The organism is Phycisphaeraceae bacterium, from assembly GCA_019636735.1.
GTDB lineage: Bacteria > Planctomycetota > Phycisphaerae > Phycisphaerales > SM1A02 > VGXK01.
Window position 1 is genome coordinate 50,392 of sequence record JAHBWY010000010.1, and the last position, 18,554, is coordinate 68,945.

The following is an 18,554-nucleotide window of genomic DNA, read 5'->3' on the forward strand; positions in this document are numbered from 1 at the left end:
TCATGCGTTCCGTGCCGCCTCGACAATGGACTGGATCGAGTCGAGGGCATCCGGCGAGCCTGCGCTCTTGTTGCTGCCGATGAGCGTGGTGCCCCAGCGAGCGATCGCATACGCGAAGGGGACCGTGACCCAGCGCGGCTGGATGTCTCGCGGCCGGATGGTCAGGAGACCCGTGGTTGGGTCGCGCTGCGGGCTGGTCCCGAACGCGCTCACGGGAATGTAGATGACGCGCTCGCACGCATCTTCCGCGGTGGCGACGAACTCCGGTGCGAAGCGAACGAGCATCTCGCGCACCGCGGCCGAGACTCGATCGACGCGCTTCACATCGACGAAGCCAAGCTCGCGATCGCCACGCCGCTTGACCCAGTAGGGATCGCTCTCGATGTCCTCGGGAATGAGCTTCGACCAGGTGTCGCTCTTGCCCACCAGCACCATGAGCACCTTTCGCAGGCGCTCAGTGGCTGGCAGGCCCGAGTGATGACGGATCCGCTGCGCCATCTCCATGAGCAGGCGCTCCTGGAGGTCGGAGGTTTGCCCGTTGGTGATCTGTGGATCGCGACTCACGGCACCGAGGATCTCGCGGAAGCGAAGATCCTGTGTCGGATCGAAGAGGAACATCAGCACGCTTGCGTGCGCGAGGTGCTGCGTGCCGGGCTGAAGGACGGAGTCGCTGCCGGGACGGAAGTGCTCGCCTGCGTTGTCGTAGAGGCACATCAGGTGAGCGCATTGATCCGCGGCGGCGGCGTTCGGATGGCGCCCCTGCGGCCTGATGATGAAGATGAACGGCCGAGGCAAGAGCATGCTGACGCCCACTTCGCGCTGCACCGAGCGATACGGCCCCTCGGCGAGTTCAGTCTTGGCGATTGACACCGGCTCGTCCGTGCGGCTCGGCATGAAGAGCATCGCCTCGTTTCGAGCGAGCGGTGCCGAGGCGATCGGGTCGGCATCGACCATCGCCAAGGCGAAGTGCGTGGCGCAGCGACGACGCCACTCCGTGGCCGCCGCCGCGAGGAAGCAGCTCTTCCCAGCCGCCGGCGGCCCGGCAATTGAGTAAATGACAAGCGGCCGCTCCAGGGCCACCTGAGGAATGGTGAGATGGCAGCGTGGGCATGCGATCTCCGAACAGATGCTTCCGAGGGGATCGATGGCATCGCCCGCAGCCGTGAAGCGCGAGGGCAGGAACCGCACTCCATCATCGGCGGTCAGCTTGGAGTCGCCCCTCAGATCGGGGTGCGTGGCGACCCATGGCATCTCATCGGCCCGGAATCGGTGCCAGCAATGAGGACAGGTGAGCTGCGCCAGAAGCTTGCGTGCCACCGTGCGTATAAGGTAGCGAGCGGGCGGCGTTTCACCTTGCTTGCGGAGGGAAACACGCGCCGCGAAATCGACGAGGACCGAGCCGTCTATCCGGCGTGTCGGTCTGATGGGATGCTTCGAGACAGCCCGCATGAGCCGCGTTGCCGAGCTTCCACCTCGACCTCCCCCCTGGGTCATCCTGCGCGCCTATGGACAAGGTGCGCGGCGCCTGGGAGTGATGGCGATTGCGCTCTTTGTCTTGCTGGCGCTCTTGCTTCTATCGCCCAGCGAAACGGCCGGCGGTGGGAGTGGCGGAGGCGAGGGCGGTGGCACCGGAACTGGTGTTGGCATCGGTGCGGGACCAGGAAGTGGCGCTGGCTTCTTGGCGAGCGGTGGGACAGGTGGGGGCGCTTCGACAGGTGATCTCGCCGCGAGCGCAGAGACGAACTCGGAGAGCGCCGAGCCGGCGGCGAGTGCGCCGGCGTCGCCTGCCGCGGCTGCATCGAGAGCGCCGGTGCGCATCGGGTTCACCGCCGCGGAGGAGCAGGTCGCCGAGCCTACGCCGGTGGCGGTGACACCAGCCGGAGGCGCGGCGTCGGGAGGTTCGACGGCGGGTGGCGGCGGCCGTGGCGATGCGCCGTCCTTCATGGGAGTCACGGGGCGAGGATCGCGCGTCGTCTATGTCATCGACTGTAGCGGCAGCATGAGCACGGGAAATCGCTTTGCCCATGCTCGATACGAACTGAAGCAGTCCATTCGTGCCCTGCCCCGTGATGGCGAGTTTTTCGTGATCTTCTTCGATCACGAGTCGCATCCGATGCCCGCGCAGGCGCTCGTCCGCGCGACTCCAGCCACCATCGATCGCTACAGCAAGTGGATCGACGAGCAGCGGCCGCTCGGAGGGACCGACCCGACCGAGGCGATGAAGTATGCGATCGGGCTGGCACCGGACACGATCTTCCTGATGAGCGACGGCATCTTTGCGGAGTCCGCCGCGACTGAGATCAGGGCCGCGAATCGAAGGAACATCTCGATCTGCACCATCGCGTTCCATGACCCGAGTGGCGGACCGCTCCTTGAGCGCATCGCCAGGGAGAACGAGGGAACCTATCGATTTGTGGCGCCGCCTTCGGCGCGGGCTCCGTGACCGGGCGGGTGGTCACCTCGCCTCTTCGAGAAGTGACTCAAGCCACTCCTGACGACCGCTTTCGAGCGTGGGTTCCGGGGCCTCGCGCATGATCCGGTCGCAGTCGGCCAGTGACATGGTACCGGCGTCGATTCGACGACCTTCATCGTCGGCCCAGCTTCGATATCGATGTCGCAGGAAGGAGTCGAGTTCACCTCGCGCCCTGATCGCCGCGGCCATGCGAAGGCCGCGCGCGAACGCGTCCATGCCGGCGCGATGCGCGTGGAAGAGGTCGACAGGCTCGAAGCTCTCACGGCGACGCTTCGCATCGAAGTTGAGACCGCCGGGAGCGAGGCCGCCCGCCCCGAGCACCACCAGCATCACGCGCGTGGCCAGGGAAGCATCGATGGGAAACTGGTCGGTGTCCCAACCGAGGTTCGGAGTGCCCATGTTGGCGTCGATCGAGCCAAGTCGGCCGGCGACCGCGGCCATGGTGAGTTCGTGCTCCATCGTGTGCCCGGCGAGCGTGGCGTGATTCGTCTCCACATTGAGCCAGAAGCGATCAAAGAGATCGAAGGCGCGGAGGAACTCGAGGGTCGCCGCGACATCGCTGTCGTACTGGTGCGTGGAGGGCTCCTTCGGTTTCGGTTCGATGTAGAGGCGACCGCGAAAGCCGATGGAATCCGCGTGCTCCGCCGCCATCCGCAGAAAGCGTGCGCGGTGTCGCTGCTCGAGCGCGACATCGGTGTTGAGCAGCGTGGTGTAGCCCTCGCGCCCGCCCCAGAAGACGAAACCGGCGCCGTCCAAACGCTGAGTGGCCTCCATGGCATGCTTCACCTGCGCGGCGGCGTGCATGAAGACGCGAACCTGCGGAGAGGTGGCGGCGCCTGAGACATAGCGCGGGTGGGAGAAGAGGTTCGCAGTGCCCCAGAGGAGGCGCACACCCGTCGCCTGCTGGTGCTGGACGCAATGGTCGACGACGGCCTGAAGGTGGCGCTCGCTCTCGGCGAGCGTGCGACCCTCGGGAGCGATGTCGCGATCGTGGAAGCACCAGAAGTCGATGCGGCACTTCACGAGGAACTCGAAGAAGGCGTCGATGCGCCGCTTGGCATCATCGATCGTGTCGCCTCCTCGCTCCCACGGCATGATCGCGGTCGGAGCGCCGAAGGGGTCGGCAAGGCCGTTGCGCATCGTGTGCCAGAAGCATGCGGCAAAGCGAAGATGCTCGCGCATGGTGCGACCCTCGATGAGCTCAGCCGAATCGGGGTCGTAGCAGCGGAACGCCAGCGGATCGCTCGAAGCGGGGTCGCTGAACGAGAGTCGAGGGACTTCCGGGAAGTACGCCATGGCGCGTGCAGGCTACGCGAGCGCCGCGCGGTCGACGGATCAGGGCGGAGGGAAGTCGCCGCGCGCAATCAACGGAGCCAGCGCGGCGCCGGCATTTCCGAATGCGACGAGTGACACGGCGCCAAGTCGGACGACGGCGGCAAGAGTGGGCCGGCGCTTCCAGAGGTCTGGCGGCACTTCCGCGACGAGAGCGGCCAGTGGCGCCGCGACGGCGACGGGCCAGTGCCAGAAGGGGAAGTCTTCAGGACCGTACCCGGCGCCGATGACCGCAATGCCGACAAGGAGCGCCGCGACGAGCGGTGCCAGCGCGGAACTCGCGCGCACCGACGCGAAGATCAGTGAGAGAAGTGCGGCGACGACCGCGAAGAGCGCGAGGGCAGCCGTGTTCGTGGTCAGCTTCTCGAATCCGCTCGCAATCACGACGCCTGCAAGACCGGCGAAGGGAACAGCGACCGTGAGGCATGCGAGCGCACGGGAGGTTCGCGAGTGCCGCTCCGCGCCACCCTTGCGCCAGAGGAAGACGAGGACGAGCGCGAGAAGCAGCACGCACACGCCGATCCCGATCCGCGAGTTGGTGTCGCGGAGTCCCGGGACCAGGAGCGCCCACCCCGTAATGGCGCCCGCGCCGGCCGCGGCAAGCCAGCCCGGCATGAACCACGCCACGAGCGCAATCGCCGCAACAGCGGGCGCGAACCACTCCCATGCCGTGGGCGGCGGCCATCGAAGTCCCTGCCGAGCATGGAAACTGAGAATGAAGACGAGCGCCATCGCTGGAACTATCGCCAGCCATCCGGACGCCCGGACCTCAAGCCAGGAGAGGAACTTCCGCGCCGCCCCACCGCCGCCTCCGCCAGCGCGGCGCCCCGCGAGGATGCGCAGCACTGCATCGATGAGCAGGAGAAGAAGCAAGAGCGCTCCACCCGCAGCCGCGGGGATGAGCACTCCATGAATGGCGATCTGCTGAGGCATGGCGGGGCCGTCGCAGGAAGTGAGCGGATTCCAAGAGATCCGGCACTGTCGCCCATTCGCAGCGATCAGTGCCGGACCCAATGTCGCTCAAGATCGAGCGGAAGCCGATTACTGCTCCAAGATGCCTTCGAGCGCCACAATCACGCGGACATCGTCACCCAGCGCACCATTCTCGACGCCGTAGCTGACGCCGAACTCGCTGCGCTTGATGTTGAAGGTCGCTTCGAAGCCAATCCTGCGTCCCATGCCCTTGTCCCCTGTGCCGGTCCACTCCACTCGCGCGGTGATGGGCTTGGTCACTCCGCGCATCGTGAGGTCGCCGGTGACATCGTAGAAGTTGCCGTCAACCTTCTTCGCCGATGTGCTCTTGAAGGTCATCGTCGGGAACTCCCGAGCGCTGAAGAAGTCGGGCGCACGAAGGTGATTGTCCCGCGGCGTCGAGGCGGTGTTGACGCTGTTGACATCGATGGTGATGTCGAAGGAGAGACCGTCGGCGGAGGCGCTGTCGGACTTGATCGTTCCCGTGACCGTATCGAAGCGTCCCCAGAAGTACGCCACACCGAGGTGTTGCACTCGGAAGAGCGCCGTCGAGTGGCCGGTGTCAACTTTGAAGGTCTCGACCGCTGCCGCGTGCGCCGGGGCCGCGGTGACAGCCGGAACGACCGCAGCGATCGTGGTTGAACGGAGGGAGCTCGACGCCATGGCCCCGGCGACGGCAACGGCCGCTGTGCCGAGCAGCGCAGTGGCGACGAGCGCAGGATGGCGACGCAGCTTGGCGGTCGCGGTGCGGATGATGCAGGTGGGAAGGGGTTGGTTCGTCATGGAATTGGTCTCCAGTGATGGGATGCGAGTGTGACGGCGTGCAAGATGCCGGCCCGGCAGGACCGCTGCCGCGTTCGAGCCCCACGATACCGACCGGGGCCGTGCAGGATTCGCCGCCGAAGGGACTCTGGATGTTGCGAGATTCGCAGGGCGAACTACGCGACGGCGTCTGCCCGGCGAGTGGGGCTCGCGGCACCGCGCGCCGGCTCGGGGGTAGCCCCCGTTCGAGGCAGCATGCGCAGTCGATCCGCCCACGCGTTCCGCTCGCTCTCGAGGAGGCGCGCCACATTGCGAGCGTGCGCCGCTTCGCGTTGCGTGGTGCAGCGGACCATCAGCCCGTGCAGGTAGACAGTCAAGCCATTCATGGCCCCCGCGACAGGCGACGGCGCTTCCGTGCGGAGCATGGTGGTCAGCTCGAGCAGCAGGCCTCGGCAGATGGCCGCGCGGTCGTGGGCCTCGTCGAGCGCGTTGCGCTCGATGGCGTCGGCCGCGGATATCGCCGCGGCGATGGCGCCGTCGAGCAGCATGAGGCGCTGCTGAACTGGATCGGCCGAGATCAGGCTGGAGGCTGCGTAGTGGTTGGCGGGAAGGTTCGATCCCGATGAATGTGCCTGCGTCATGAGCGAGATCCCAGCGAGCCCATGATGGAGAGCAGTGTCGACTGCTGCCATCGCAGGCGTTCAATGGTCGATTCCATGGCGGCAAAGCGCGCGAGAAGGACGGTTCGTCGGCGCTCGATGGCCTGGTCAATGCGATCGATGCGGGCGCTGGCGTTCCCCGCCACGCGCTCGAGCCGCGCGTCATCGCCATCGATCGCGCCGCTTCCGGGCTCGACGAGCGTGGCGAGCAGCGACTCGACTCGAGCGGAGAGCCCCTGCGGTCCCTCGATCATGGCGCGAACGCCGTCGGGGTCCGCCGCTACCGCCTCTTCGAGCGCCGCCTGGTTGATGTTCACCCCGCCATTGGCGCCGAGCGTGATTCCGAGCGACGAGAGGCGTCGACCATCGGGGCCGAAGGTTCGGCCGACCAACGCGCGCAGGGCGTCGCGCATGCGCGTGGCGAGGGAGTTTCCGTAGAGAGCGCCGCGTGTACCGGCCTCGGGATCAACGGCTGTTCCGCTGTGAAGCCCATTGAGGGCCGCGTTGAGCAGCGCGGCGAAGGAAGCAAGCGAGGTCTTCAGCGGCTGAAGCGACGCTTCGACCGCGATGAGAATGTTCTCACTGCTCTCGCCCTTCAACTCTAGGGCCACTCCAGGGATGATGTCGTTCAGCATGTTCGACGCGCTCGTGACGAGCGTGCCGTTGCCATCCTGCGCGTTGACGAGCACCCGCGCGTCGCGCGCCTGGGTGATGGTTGACCAGCCGAGATCAACGCCATCGATGGCGAGCTTCACACCGTGCCGCGCGCCAGTGTGAGACGCCGTGACCATCAACGCCGCGCTCCCGTCGTCATTGGTGACTATCTCCGAGGAGACGCCGGCGAATCCGTTGAGGAGGGCCGCGAGTTGCGCGGCGCTCTCGCTTCCAGTGAGCTTGAAGGCGACGCTTCGCGTGCCGTCGATTCGGCCGTTGAGAGAAGTGCCGGCGAGACCGAGTGCGGTCGCGGCATTGCCAGACTCATTGACGATGGAGAGCGGGCCGGTCGCTCCGGAGTGATCGATCACTTCCACAGCGTCACCGAGTGCGTTGATGGTGAGTGAGACCGGAAGCCCGGACTTGGCAATCGCTTGAGCGAGATCGGCGACCGTCATGTCCTTGGACACGGCGATGAGAGCCGTGGCGCCCGAGGCTGCGGTGATGCGCAGAGATCCGGACGGAGTGTCGCTCGCGAAAGCGCTGAGCGAAGTCCCCCACCCGATGTCGGCCCTGCGGAGGTCACGCGATTGCAGAACGCCATTGGCGCTTGCGCCCGAGGAAGTGAGGGCGGCAAGACCCAGTGTCTCGGCGATGGTTCCACTTGCCTTGAGGACGCCGGGGCCCGGTGCGGTGTCCGCGAATCGCAGGCGTGTTCCGCTTGAGTCGACTGAGACGGAGATCGACATGCCGGGCACAGTTGAGATCGCCTCGTGGATTCGAGCGATCAGCGACTGCACCGAGTCGACACCGCTGAAGTCATCGATGGTGATGCTGCGTCCAGCGCGATCCGAGAGCTTCAGCGAACCCGCAAGAACGAGGCCCGTGCCGCCTTCAAGCCGACTCAGCAGGACATCGTGCATGCCGACGATGAGTCGATCGCCATCCACGATTGTCGTCATCGTCGGGCCGTCACCTGGCGGGATGGATGAAGGCAGCCCAAGCGCGTGAATGACCCCCGGCTGCCCTGATGCGATTCCCGGAGGAGCGAGAAAGTGAATCTCGGAGGGAGTGGACGATGTGACTCGAAGGCGATCCCCGCCGGGTGCGATCGAGATCGTGAGCGCACCCCCGACTCCCGCAGAGGCCAGCGCCGCGTGCGTGCGCTCGATCACTTCGCCGAGCGTCTGCGCGCGGGGCGGCACACCCCCTGCCCCGGCGCCGAGATCGACGCTCACTTCCACTCCATCGACGGCGATCACGAAGTCGGGTGCGCCATTGGTGATGGCGACACCACCACTCAGCGAGTGCAGCGGGGTCGACGCACTAAGCGTGGCAATCGTCTTGCCGACGAGGAGACCGCTCGCCGCGCTGCCGAGGATGCCGAGCGACGCGGCGGTAGCACCAGCGCCGAACTCCTGAATGAGCAAGGTGCCTGAGCCGCCCGAGAGATCGACGATCTCGATCCCGCGACCGTCGGCACGAAGGCGCGCGTCGACGGAGATCGAAGATGCCTCGTTGATTGCACGGAGAACATCGTCAATGGTCTGTGCGTCGCGCAGATCGATGGTGGCCTTTGAGCCGCTTCGGTCCGTGATCCTGATTCGACCACGCTCGACTCCCGCGCCGCCGTTGAGAAGTGACAGCGAACGATCGTCGGTGAGCTGTCCCCCGCCGAAGCGGACGAGACCGCCGAGTGCGCCGAGCGCCGCGTTGGGATTGTCGATCGCGGCGGAGACGATGCGTGACGCGCTGGCCATCGAGCGAACGAGAATCGATGTGGAACCGATCGAGGCCGTGGCGCCGGTCATCAATGAGGCGACGATGGCGCTTGGATTCGAAGAAGAGATCGAAGTCGCGTTCAGGATCGAGGGCAGCGCGAGAGTGGACGCGCTGTTGCGAAGGGCAAGGAGCGAGGAGCGCGTCTGTTGAAGGGCGGCGCGGGTTTGGGCGATCTGCGCGAGGCGCTGCTGCAACGGAACGCGTCGCTGCGTCTCGGCCGCGAGCATCTGCTTGACGAGCGACGAGATGTCGAGTCCGCTCGCGATGCCGATTCCGGAGCCGATGCTGCTCACGCCTTGGATGCCTCCATCTGCGGCCGCGGGTGAATCGGACGGTCATGCGGCGCGGGCCGTGCTCGCGTCGCGCCAGCGTGGGGTGCGACCCTCTTTGGCGGACAGGACCAAGAGGTCCCCCGCCCAGGCAGCGAGCACTCGACGAAACCGTCGACGAGCGTTGACGACGGTCTCGTCGAGCGCCGAAGCCTGCAGGAGGTTCATCGACAGTTGCGAGGGAGATCCGTTGAGGAACGCAGACTCGTTGTTCAGGTCGTGATCCACGATGGTGATGCCATCGGCGGGCCGAGGGGTCGAGTTGAGTCGAAGGGGCCCGATACAAAAGTCTTATAACGAGTATGTGATCGGCAAGAGAATGGGATCGACGCCAGAGCCACGGAGCAGCTGCCTTGTTATGATCCGAAGGTGTCGTTTCGCCATCGGCGTATGGCGATGTTTCCCGTGGAACACACAAGAGATTGGAGATCTCGCATGGATGCGAAGGAGTCGGTCGGCCGTCCATCGGTCACTCGTCGGCTTGGTCGTGGGCTTGGCTCGTTGATCCCCGTCGTTCCGACGGCGCCCGATCTTGGGTCATCTGGAGGATCGCATCTTGGGGCAGATGTTCCCCGTGGAACATCACGCCCAAGCAGCACTCCGTTGACGCAAGAGGATCAGGGTCCGAGGGTGCAGGATCTCGACATCGACTCAATCGTTCCGAATCCTAACCAGCCGAGAGATACCTTCGAACAAGCGTCGATCGCCGAGCTTGCCGAGTCAATCAAGTCCGCTGGCTTGATTCAGCCGATTGTTGTTCGGCCAGTCGAGAGCGAGGATGGGCGACCGAGATACGAGCTGATTGCTGGCGAACGCCGCCTTCGAGCGTTCAGGAGCCTGGGTCGATCGCGAATCCCCGCGATCGTTCGCCAGGTCAGCACCCAGGAATCCGCTCTACTCGCGCTCATCGAGAACATCCAGAGAGACGATCTGAACGCCGCCGAGCGAGCGTTTGGCTTACGGTCGATTGGAGAGGACTTTGGCCTGAACCACCAGCAGATCGCCGATGCCGTTGGATTGGATCGGGTCACGGTCACCAACTTGATTCGAATCACCGAGCTCGACGGTCGCTCGCTCGACCTGGTCCGACACGGCAAGCTTTCCGCTGGCCACGCGCGGGCACTCCTCGGCATCAAGGATGTGGCTACTAGGTCGCTGTTGGCCGACACTGCGATCATGGAAGAGTGGTCGGTACGCACACTTGAACGCGAGGTTCAACGGTCGTCCGATCGGGCTGAATCGAAGAGTGTTTCCCGTGGAACATCGCCTGCGCCGATTCGATCCGCCCATCTCTCTGCGATGGAGGATCAATTGAGTCGAACTTTGGGAACGCGGGTCCACCTCCAGCTTGGCCGTAAGAAGGGTGCTGGTCGCATGACCATCGAGTTCCACAGTCTCGAGCAATTTGACGGCATCCTCGCGAGGCTTGGCGTTCCGTCATCAGCCGCGCTGTGAACTCGGGAATCGGTTTGCACTCGGTGAACTGACGCGGTCAATCACGAATGCCATGTGAGCTTGGCCGCCAATGGCATGCATAGAGATCGCGGGGACGCGCAGCAGGCCACAAACCCCCCACGATACACCAGATAACCGTTATAAGACTCTGGGTCAGATCGGCACTTGCGCGGTCAATCGAGGTGATGCGACTTCAACGCCCTCGATCTCTCGGATCATCGGAGTGATGGTAGCTCGCGCACGCTCGACACCATGATTCAAGATCACCAATCCAGGAGCGGGGGACATGGAGTGGAGCCACTCAAGGAGCTCCGTCTGATCGGCGTGCCCGGAGAGACCCTCAACGCGCGTGCAGCTCGCTCGCACGATCAGTTCGTCCTCTCCAATCAGCACTCGCTTCGCCTCATGCGCGAGGCCGTGGCCGAGGGTGCCCTCAATCTGGTGTCCGCTGAGTACGACTTCTGTCGTCGGGTCTTCAATGGCGCCCGCTAGGTGGTGGAGAATCGGCCCAGCATCACAGAAGCCGCTACCGGCGAGAATCACGGCGGCGCCGGGTTTGCGCTGCACCTTGAGCGAGTGCTTTCGTGAATAGAGGTAGTGCAGTTCGGGGAAGTGGAGCGGCGCCCCGCCATCAAGCACTTCCTGTCGCAGCGCATCAGCCAACAAGTCGGGGTGGCGCTGATGAAGCTCCGACGCAAAGACGGCCATCGCCGAGTCGACATACACGGGAAGCGAGTGGAGTCGTCCTCGTGCACGCAGTCGCGCGATGCGATGCAGCAACTGCTGCGCGCGCCCAACGCTGAAGGTCGGCATCAGCACTCGAGCTTCGTGCTCTGCGGCCCGCTCGAGAACCGCCCCCAGGATCTCTTCAATTTCGGCGATCGGACCGAAGCGCTTGGATCCGTTCGTGCACTCCATGACCACGACATCCGCGGCGGGCGGCGCGGCACGAGCGCGAAGGACCGTTTGTGATCGCGGCCCGAGATCACCGGAACAAAGCACACGGCGCACGCCGCCAGCCGGGCCCGCGGCGCACTCGACTTCCACCGAGGCAGAACCAAGGATGTGACTTGCATCGTGAAGCCGCACCCGCAGTCCCGGACGAATGTCGCGCCAGCGCCCATACCCGAGCGCTTCGATCTGCGCCGTGATGATGTCGGCATCGGCGTGATCGAAGATGACCGGCGGCTCGACCACTCTCGTCAGTCGCTCGATCACTTCCGCGGGCGGTGCCGGGTCGATCACCCGCGCGACGGGTGCCGTTCCCTTGCGAAACTCCTCGAGTCGCGTCGCCTGGAGCGAGGCTGAGCCGCGCAGAACTCGAGGCAGCAGTCGAGCCGTCGGCTCGGTGCAGAGCACGGGACCGCGGAATCCAAGTTGCGGCAGCATGCCGAGGCGACCGCAGTGATCGACATGGGCGTGGGTGACCACGACGGCATCAATGCGCGAAGCATCGAAGTCGGGCGGCTCGGCATTGCGCCACTCCTCCGCAATGTTCCCCTGGAAGAGCCCGAAGTCGATCAGCACACGGCCGGCGACGCACTCGATGAGGGTGCACGAGCCAGTGACCTCGCCCGCAGCGCCGAAGAGAGTGATGGTGGGCGAAGCGGACACGGTGGAGGAACCGATGCGGGTGGCGACCGGTCCCTGAGGATAGCGGCAATGAAGAAGGGGTCGGCCGCTCCATGCAGCCGACCCCTTGAAGATTGCGAACGACCGCTCCGGCTCAGCCGGGCGTCCTGATCATCACGCTGTTGAGCGCCTTGTCAACGCGGGTCTTCAGATCGCTCACATGGGCTGCGGTGTAGTCGTCCAGTTCTCCGCTTGCGGCTCGCTCGGAGAGGGCATCGAGCTTCTCTGAGAGCTGCCGCAGGTGCATGGATGCGAGCGTCTGCACGGCTCGCGGCATCGATCGTGGCGGGTTGACCATCAGGTCAATGAGCCGCGTGGTCAGGCCATCCTGAAGATTGCGGCGAAGGCTGCTGACCATGGGCTCACGACTCGTGAACTTCCCTTCGGGAGGAGTCTGAATCTCGGTGAAGCCAGCGTCGATGACGGTTCGGAACACCTCCGGCAGTGTCAGAGCATCTTCGTCGCCGGGCTTGCGCAGCTCGTTGTCGAAGACCTGCGTGAGCGTTCGGGGATTCATCAGGTACAGAAGCACGAATGACTGCACCTGGCCGATTCGATCGTGCAGGCTGAAGGCCTCATCGAAGTCACCCAGCGCGCCCCAGTGACGGTGCTTGTTCGTCGAGAGCTTGCGGACGACTTCCGGTCGAAGATCGAACGCCGAATCGGGGAATGAGTTCGCAATCAGGAAGGCGAGGGCCTCGCGCTGCTTCGCCGCATCGACGGGAACGAGTGGATCCCGACCTTCGCCGCCCTTGCGATCTCGGTTGACATGCACACCGCCGACATATCGCGACGCGGTGCGGAGAGCGCCCAACTGCTGGCCCAGCAGCGTTTCGTAAGCGCGACGCAGCAGGTGCCAGCTCTCACCATCCTTGACCGCCTTGTCGAGCATCTTCGCACGCGCGGCCTTCACGACCTCCATGCGCTCCTCCGCCCAGGCGAGGGGATCGCTCGACAGATCGAAGCGGGCCACGAGCGGATCGGGTCCGAGCGTGTCCTCGTCGGTGGCGAACTGGTACTCCGCCTTCATCGACTCATTCGCCATCTCCTTGACGCGCTTCTCATCGAATGAGTACCCGTACTCAATGGCCCAGAAGTCATAGGGTCCGATGGTGCTCGGCACCCAGTCGCCGCGAGGCTTGCCATCGACAGTGACTCGAATCGGGTTGTAATCCATCACGCTGCCGACCGAAGCCTCACCCGCGGCGTCGGCGTACTCATCGAGCGACTTCCACGCCGAGGCCTTGAAGTTGTGGCGAAGGCCGAGCGTGTGGCCGACCTCGTGCATCACGATCTCCTTGAGGATCAGGCCGAGGTAGCTCTCCGGCACACCGTCGAGCTGAGGGCCATCCTGTGCGAGATCGGGCATCATCGTCATGGCAAGCGAGGCCATCTCCATCTGCATCGCCTTGCCCGCGGCATACGAGCAGTAACGGTTCTGCTGCACGACGCGCGAATAGAGCCCCTCGTTCCGTCCGATGGTTGGGTCGCCGACGAGGTCAGCCTTCTGATCGTCGCTGAGGTGCGGATCGCTGAGCACGGCTTCACGCATCGGGTTGACCTGCTTCGCCATCGCGAGCGGGTTCCACAGCGGTCGGGACTCCATGAAGGAGATCGCTTCGGGTGAAACGCCATCGAGGCCATAGGCCGCGATGGAGCGCTCGTACTCCTGGCGGTAGAGCTTGAGCATCGAGTCGTCGAAGATGATGTCGGCGTCGAGGATCTGCCCCGTCTCGGGATTCACTCGACTGGGGCCCATCGCAAAGGGCGTCTCACTGGTGATCCATCGGAAGAAGTTGTAGCGCACATCCTCGGGGTCGAGATCCATGAACGCCTTGGTCTGCGCGTCCTGCTGTCGTACCTCAAGCGCATTCAAGATGCCGACCTTCTCGAACGCCGCGTTCCACTCGAGGATGCCGTCGCGCACCCATCGGCGATAGCGCACCGGGACGGTGTGCTCGATGTAGAAGACGATCGGCTCCGTGGGCGGGCTCATCGCGAGCGACGGATCGCGCTTCTGAAGATGCCATCGGTTGATGTAGCGCGTGAACTGCGTGCCATCGGGATCGTTCTTCGAGAAATCCTTGTAGACGGTGAGGAAGTAGCCGATGCGCTCGTCGGCCTCGCGAGGCTTGTAGTCAGTCTTGGGAATGACGCTGATCGAGTAGTGGATCTTGGTGAGTTGGCCGTCGCCCGTCGGCACCGTGATCGGGATCTCGAGGTTCTGCGGGAAGGCCTTCACATTGCCGAGTTCGGCGAGTTCGCCGCGGCCTCGGATGTTCGTGAAGAGCGGCATCTGCCCGACGAGCAGTTCACCGAGATTGATGACGGGGCCGCGCCCCGGACCCATGCAGAGGATCGGCACGCTGGTGACCACTCGATCGGTGTAGGTGCGCTGCACGGAGCTTCGAAGCTCGCGCTCCTGATCTCCACCGCGCGCCTGTCGAAGGAGGTTCGGCTCCATCAGAAGCAGCTTGTTGTCCTGCTGCCGCCAGTAGCCGTAGAGGTCGTTCCACTGGTGCCCGGTCTGCCGTGAGCCGCCGGAGATGCTCGTCGCGATGAAGATGCGCTGATTGGCAAACTGAGCGGGCAGTTCGGCGAGCAGGCGATTCTTCTTCTTGTCGATGTACAGCGTGTAGAGACTTGGTGTGCCGTCAGTCGACGGACTGACGACTTTCTCCAATCCCTTGATCACTTGATCAAAGGGAGGGAACTCGGGCTTGTCAGCACCCGGTGCGCCGGGCGCTCCCGGAGCACCGCCCGCGGCAGCACCTGAAGGTGCGCCCGGGGGGGTCTGCGAGGTTTCGCCGGAGCTGAACTGCGCCGAGCTTGCAATGGTGATCGAGCCGAAGAGCAGCGCCAAGGCTGCGAACGAAGTCGCGCGGGACAATGCCATGTATCTCTCCAGGAACCGGCCGCCCATCGGGTCCGGTCGGGCCGCTCAGCCCAGTGGTCACACTGTAGCCGCGAAGCCTTCACGAGTTGCGGCGCGATCTCCGGTTCCCGGTCACTGCGCGTGGTCTGTCGAGGCGGGTGCCGCCGGCTGCCCGGTGCCCGCCGCCCTCGGCTGAGAACCATCAACCCCCGATGGCGTCCCCCCCCGATCTCACGGGAAGCAGCCTGCCCCCATTCCCCATCGGGCCAAAGGGGTCAGACCCGACAGCGCTCCGCCGCTTCGCCGAGGGATTGCACCGGGTCGCGCCGAGGCATGAACTCATGGGCCACCACCCCTTGAAAGCCGGTTTCAGCGATCGCCGCAGCGATCGCCCTGTACTGGAGCTCCTGCGAGTCGTCGATCTCGTTTCGCCCGGGAACACCGGCGGTGTGGAAGTGACCGATGGCGTCGCGATGGGTTCGGATGGTTCGAATCACATCGCCCTCCATGATCTGCATGTGATAGATGTCGTAGAGCAGCTTGAAGTGATCGCTTCCAACAGCCTGGACGAGGTCGGCGCCCCACGGTGTCCGGTCGCACATGTAGTCACCGTGATCGATCTTCGAGTTGAGCAACTCCATGATGATCGTCACGCCATGCTCGCGCGCCACCGGCATGATCGGCGTGAGGGCGGCCGCGCAGTGCCTGAGTCCCTCGGAGTCGCTCATGCCCGCCCGATTTCCTGAGAAGACGATGAGTTGGTCGATGCCTGCGGCTCGCACGAGCGGGATCATGCGGGAGCACTCCGCGATCAATCGATCGTGATTCTCGGGGCGATTGAAGCCATGCGGAATCGTCGAAGGTCCGTTTGCAAGCGTGCAGACCAAGCCGTGTCGCGCTGGCACCGTCCACTCGGACTCTGAGAGCAGATCGATCCCCACCAAGCCGCACGCCTTCGCGTGCATGCAGAGCGTGTCGAGATCCCAGCCGCCGAAGCACCAGCGGGCGACGGACTGCCGAAGAGCGCCGCGCCGCGGGCCGCCGGCATTCGGCGCGCCAGAGGCGGAGTTGAGCGGTGATGCGTTCGGTGATCCATCACTCGAAGCGGAGCGAGCAGCGCTGGCCCCGACGGCGCCGGTCCCCGCGGCGCTCGCCCCCACGGCGCTCGCGACGACAGTTGCGGCGGCGGCGGCTCCGGTGCCGACGAAGGTCCTTCGATCGATCGGTTGATCCATGTCGGAAGTATGCGCCGCCCACTCGGTGGTAGGCAACGGAAGCCGTGCGAATCCCGGAGGACGCTTGATGGAGCACTCGATGGCATCGAACCACCCCGACGACGCGTGAGGGCGGCCTCTGGTCGCTCTCTACACTCGATGCATGCGTTGGCGGAGTCGTGTTCTCGGCGGTGCAATCGTCGTGTGTCTCTCGGCGTGTTCGGCTCCGTCGGCAGCTCATGAGGAGCGAGGCGAGGCCTCGTCGCAGTCCGCGGTCGGCGCGTCAGTGCCTCGCGCATCAATCGAGACCTCGAATCACGACCAGACGAGCGCCCGTGACGACGAGGCGGGCGAGGCGCTCAAGCGGATGCACGCGCGGGGACGCGCGATCGACACATTCGCTGCAAAGCTTGAGCTGGACCTCACCCGTGCCGATGGCGCGAAGGCTTCGCTCGCGGGGGATCTCCGAATGGCCCGACCCGATCGCTTCCGCTTGCGCAGCAGTCGCTTCGGCTTCATGGTCTGCGATGTCGTGATGCATGGCGACGAGTGTTCGGCCCTGCTGAGTCCGATCGTGCGCGAGCAGGCGCTGGCTTCGGCCGATGCCTCGAAGGCACTCCTTGGCGTGCTCGGGTCGCTGCTTGGCTGGATCGGCAGTGACGCCATGCACTTCGAGTTGGTGCGCGGGGATCCCGACCGAGCGGTCTTTCGCGTGATGCGAGATCAGGATCAGTCACTCGAGTGGACGATTGCGCGCGACGACGGTCGTGTGCTGATCGTGGAGCGCTGGGAGGCGGGTGCGCTCACCGGGCGCCTCGAGTGCATGGAGCATGCGCTCGTCGATGGAGTCCCGCTTCCACGACGACTTCAGTTCGTGAGCCCGATGGGTCGCATCGATGTCAGTGTCCGTTCGATGCGTGTGAATCCCGAACTGGAGGACTCGGCGTTCACTCCTCCGGCGGGTGCCGAGCGGCTTGATGGGATGACGCGATCCGGTGAGCCCCGCTCGCCATGATCGGCCGACAGCGGTCCGGAGCCGACTTCAGCCCTTCACGGTCGCGAACGCATGAGGTTCATCGCCATTCGACCCAAGGTCCCAAGCGTCGTCTCAAGTGCGCCGCCGTCCACTCGCGCGAGGGCGCGGTCCACTGCCTGCACGATGAGGGTCACCTCCCGGTCATCGATGACAAGCGGGGGCGTGAACTTGATCGTGGCCGAGCGCTGATTGACCACCTGCGCCAGCACACCACCCTCATCGAGAAGCGCCATCACGAAGGCTTGCGGCCAGAGCATGTGCTCAAGGCGACTCCGAAGGGGGCGCGGCGGGACCAGATCGAGCGCCACCATCAGGCCGCGACCTCGCACCGCTCCAAGCGTGCGGTGGTGGCTGCGCAGCGCCTCCAGTTGAGTGCGAAGGCGCTCACCGAGGTGTGCCGATCTCTCGACCAGTCGCTCCCCATCGATGACATCGAGAACCGCATGAGCGGCGGCCATGGCGAGCGGCGCCTGATGAAAGGTGCTGCCATGCACCATGGCGCGATCGAGTGACGAAAAGACCGCGCCCCACGCGCGCTCGCTGGCGAGCACCGCGCCGACCGGGATCATGCCACCCGAGAGCGCCTTCGACACCACCATGATGTCCGGTTCAATCGCGCCATCAGCTTGGCTGGCGAAGAGAGACCCGCATCGACCGAAGCCTGTCTGCACTTCATCGACGATGCACAGCGATCCTGCGCGATGACAGAGGCGCTGCGCCTCGGCGAGATAGTCCGCGGTCGGGATGTACACGCCCTTGCCCTGAATGGGCTCGATGACGAAGCCGGCCACATCTCGCGGTGCAAGGGCCTGTTCGAGCGCGGCAAGATCACCGAACGGCACGCGATGACTCGGAAGCAGCGTGCCGAACCCCTCGCGGTAGGGCTCGTGACCGCAGAGCGAGAGCGATCCTGTCGAGAAGCCATGAAAGGCGTGGTCGCAGGCGAGCAGCCGATCTCGGCCCGTTGAGGCGCGGGCCATCTTGATGGCCAGTTCGATCCCCTCGGTCCCCGAGTTCGTGAAGAAGACGCGGGTGAGGGAACGCGGCGCGATCTCGAGCAGGCGCTCCGCCAAGTGCCCCGCGCGTGGCGGAACACCGAAGTGGATCATGCCTGGCGCGCCGCCTTCGATTGCATCGTGGAGCGAGCGAGCGACATGAGGGTGATGGTGGCCGACCGTGGCCGCGCCGTAGCCACCGATCGCATCAAGAACGCGCCCTCCTTCGGTGTCTTCGAGCCACACGCGTTCGCCGCGAACCCAGGTGCGCTCGCAGCCGATGAGGCGAAGCACGCGCGCCCATCGCGGGTTGATGAAGGTGCGATACGCCCGGCTGCCCGCAGCGCCGTTGATCGCCTCAGGCGCGTGACCGTGTGCGGACAT

14 protein-coding genes are annotated in these 18,554 nt (G+C 65.1%); 3 read left to right on the top strand and 11 right to left on the bottom strand.

Annotated elements, in window-relative coordinates:
• On the bottom strand, nt 1-1,317 hold the full coding sequence (locus KF724_12725) for a hypothetical protein (GenBank protein MBX3356553.1): 1,317 nt from the start codon (nt 1,315-1,317) through the stop codon (nt 1-3).
• A gap of 130 nt (nt 1,318-1,447) precedes the next feature.
• Between KF724_12725 and KF724_12730 the strand changes: the two genes are divergently transcribed.
• Entirely contained in the window at nt 1,448-2,443 is a 996-nt protein-coding gene (locus KF724_12730) for a hypothetical protein (protein MBX3356554.1), read from the top strand.
• 12 nt (nt 2,444-2,455) lie between these two features.
• Here the strand turns inward: KF724_12730 and xylA are convergent, their stop codons facing one another.
• The 6 genes from xylA to KF724_12760 all read right to left on the bottom strand — a co-directional run bounded on the left by xylA (nt 2,456) and on the right by KF724_12760 (nt 9,191).
• Nucleotides 2,456-3,769 carry a xylose isomerase gene (gene xylA, locus KF724_12735; GenBank protein MBX3356555.1) on the bottom strand — a complete coding sequence of 438 codons (1,314 nt, stop codon included), beginning with the start codon at nt 3,767-3,769 and terminating at the stop codon, nt 2,456-2,458.
• A 39-nt stretch (nt 3,770-3,808) separates the two neighbouring features.
• Nucleotides 3,809-4,738, bottom strand: coding sequence for a hypothetical protein (locus KF724_12740; protein MBX3356556.1), 930 nt, complete (start codon nt 4,736-4,738; stop codon nt 3,809-3,811).
• Nucleotides 4,739-4,846: 108 nt separating this feature from the next.
• Nucleotides 4,847-5,560, bottom strand: a complete 714-nt coding sequence (locus tag KF724_12745; GenBank protein ID MBX3356557.1) for a YceI family protein — start codon at nt 5,558-5,560, stop codon at nt 4,847-4,849.
• A 155-nt stretch (nt 5,561-5,715) separates the two neighbouring features.
• Entirely contained in the window at nt 5,716-6,180 is a 465-nt protein-coding gene (locus tag KF724_12750; GenBank protein MBX3356558.1) for a flagellar protein FliS, read from the bottom strand.
• On the bottom strand, nt 6,177-8,927 hold the full coding sequence (fliD, locus tag KF724_12755) for a flagellar filament capping protein FliD (GenBank protein ID MBX3356559.1): 2,751 nt from the start codon (nt 8,925-8,927) through the stop codon (nt 6,177-6,179). Before fliD ends, KF724_12750 begins: the two co-directional genes overlap by 4 nt.
• A gap of 42 nt (nt 8,928-8,969) precedes the next feature.
• Nucleotides 8,970-9,191 (bottom strand): hypothetical protein, encoded by a 222-nt coding sequence (locus tag KF724_12760; GenBank protein MBX3356560.1) that lies wholly within the window; start codon nt 9,189-9,191, stop codon nt 8,970-8,972.
• Between the two features lie 375 nt (nt 9,192-9,566).
• On the opposite strand from KF724_12760, the gene KF724_12765 reads away from it, so the two are divergent.
• Nucleotides 9,567-10,418: a ParB/RepB/Spo0J family partition protein gene (locus tag KF724_12765; protein ID MBX3356561.1), complete on the top strand. Its 852-nt coding sequence runs from the start codon at nt 9,567-9,569 to the stop codon at nt 10,416-10,418.
• A gap of 153 nt (nt 10,419-10,571) precedes the next feature.
• Here KF724_12765 and KF724_12770 read toward each other — a convergent pair whose 3' ends face one another.
• From KF724_12770 to KF724_12780, 3 genes are all read right to left on the bottom strand, one after another.
• Nucleotides 10,572-12,032, bottom strand: a complete 1,461-nt coding sequence (locus KF724_12770) for an MBL fold metallo-hydrolase (protein MBX3356562.1) — start codon at nt 12,030-12,032, stop codon at nt 10,572-10,574.
• 112 nt (nt 12,033-12,144) lie between these two features.
• Nucleotides 12,145-14,946, bottom strand: a complete 2,802-nt coding sequence (locus KF724_12775) for a zinc-dependent metalloprotease (protein MBX3356563.1) — start codon at nt 14,944-14,946, stop codon at nt 12,145-12,147.
• 254 nt (nt 14,947-15,200) lie between these two features.
• Entirely contained in the window at nt 15,201-16,160 is a 960-nt protein-coding gene (locus KF724_12780; GenBank protein ID MBX3356564.1) for a TIM barrel protein, read from the bottom strand.
• A 142-nt stretch (nt 16,161-16,302) separates the two neighbouring features.
• Between KF724_12780 and KF724_12785 the strand changes: the two genes are divergently transcribed.
• The gene (locus KF724_12785) at nt 16,303-17,154 is read left to right on the top strand and encodes a hypothetical protein (protein ID MBX3356565.1); all 852 of its coding nucleotides are present in this window, start codon (nt 16,303-16,305) and stop codon (nt 17,152-17,154) included.
• Nucleotides 17,155-17,189: 35 nt separating this feature from the next.
• Here the strand turns inward: KF724_12785 and KF724_12790 are convergent, their stop codons facing one another.
• Nucleotides 17,190-18,554 carry an aspartate aminotransferase family protein gene (locus KF724_12790; GenBank protein MBX3356566.1) on the bottom strand — a complete coding sequence of 455 codons (1,365 nt, stop codon included), beginning with the start codon at nt 18,552-18,554 and terminating at the stop codon, nt 17,190-17,192.

Coding starts and splice junctions, on each gene's coding strand:
- KF724_12730 (MBX3356554.1), top strand. CDS start 1,448: ATGAGCCGCGTTGCCGAGCTTCCACCTCGACCTCCCCCCTGGGTCATC.
- xylA (MBX3356555.1), bottom strand. CDS start 3,769: ATGGCGTACTTCCCGGAAGTCCCTCGACTCTCGTTCAGCGACCCCGCT.
- KF724_12740 (MBX3356556.1), bottom strand. CDS start 4,738: ATGCCTCAGCAGATCGCCATTCATGGAGTGCTCATCCCCGCGGCTGCG.
- KF724_12745 (MBX3356557.1), bottom strand. CDS start 5,560: ATGACGAACCAACCCCTTCCCACCTGCATCATCCGCACCGCGACCGCC.
- KF724_12750 (MBX3356558.1), bottom strand. CDS start 6,180: ATGACGCAGGCACATTCATCGGGATCGAACCTTCCCGCCAACCACTAC.
- KF724_12775 (MBX3356563.1), bottom strand. CDS start 14,946: ATGGCATTGTCCCGCGCGACTTCGTTCGCAGCCTTGGCGCTGCTCTTC.
- KF724_12780 (MBX3356564.1), bottom strand. CDS start 16,160: ATGGATCAACCGATCGATCGAAGGACCTTCGTCGGCACCGGAGCCGCC.
- KF724_12785 (MBX3356565.1), top strand. CDS start 16,303: ATGCGTTGGCGGAGTCGTGTTCTCGGCGGTGCAATCGTCGTGTGTCTC.
- KF724_12790 (MBX3356566.1), bottom strand. CDS start 18,554: ATGTCCGCACACGGTCACGCGCCTGAGGCGATCAACGGCGCTGCGGGC.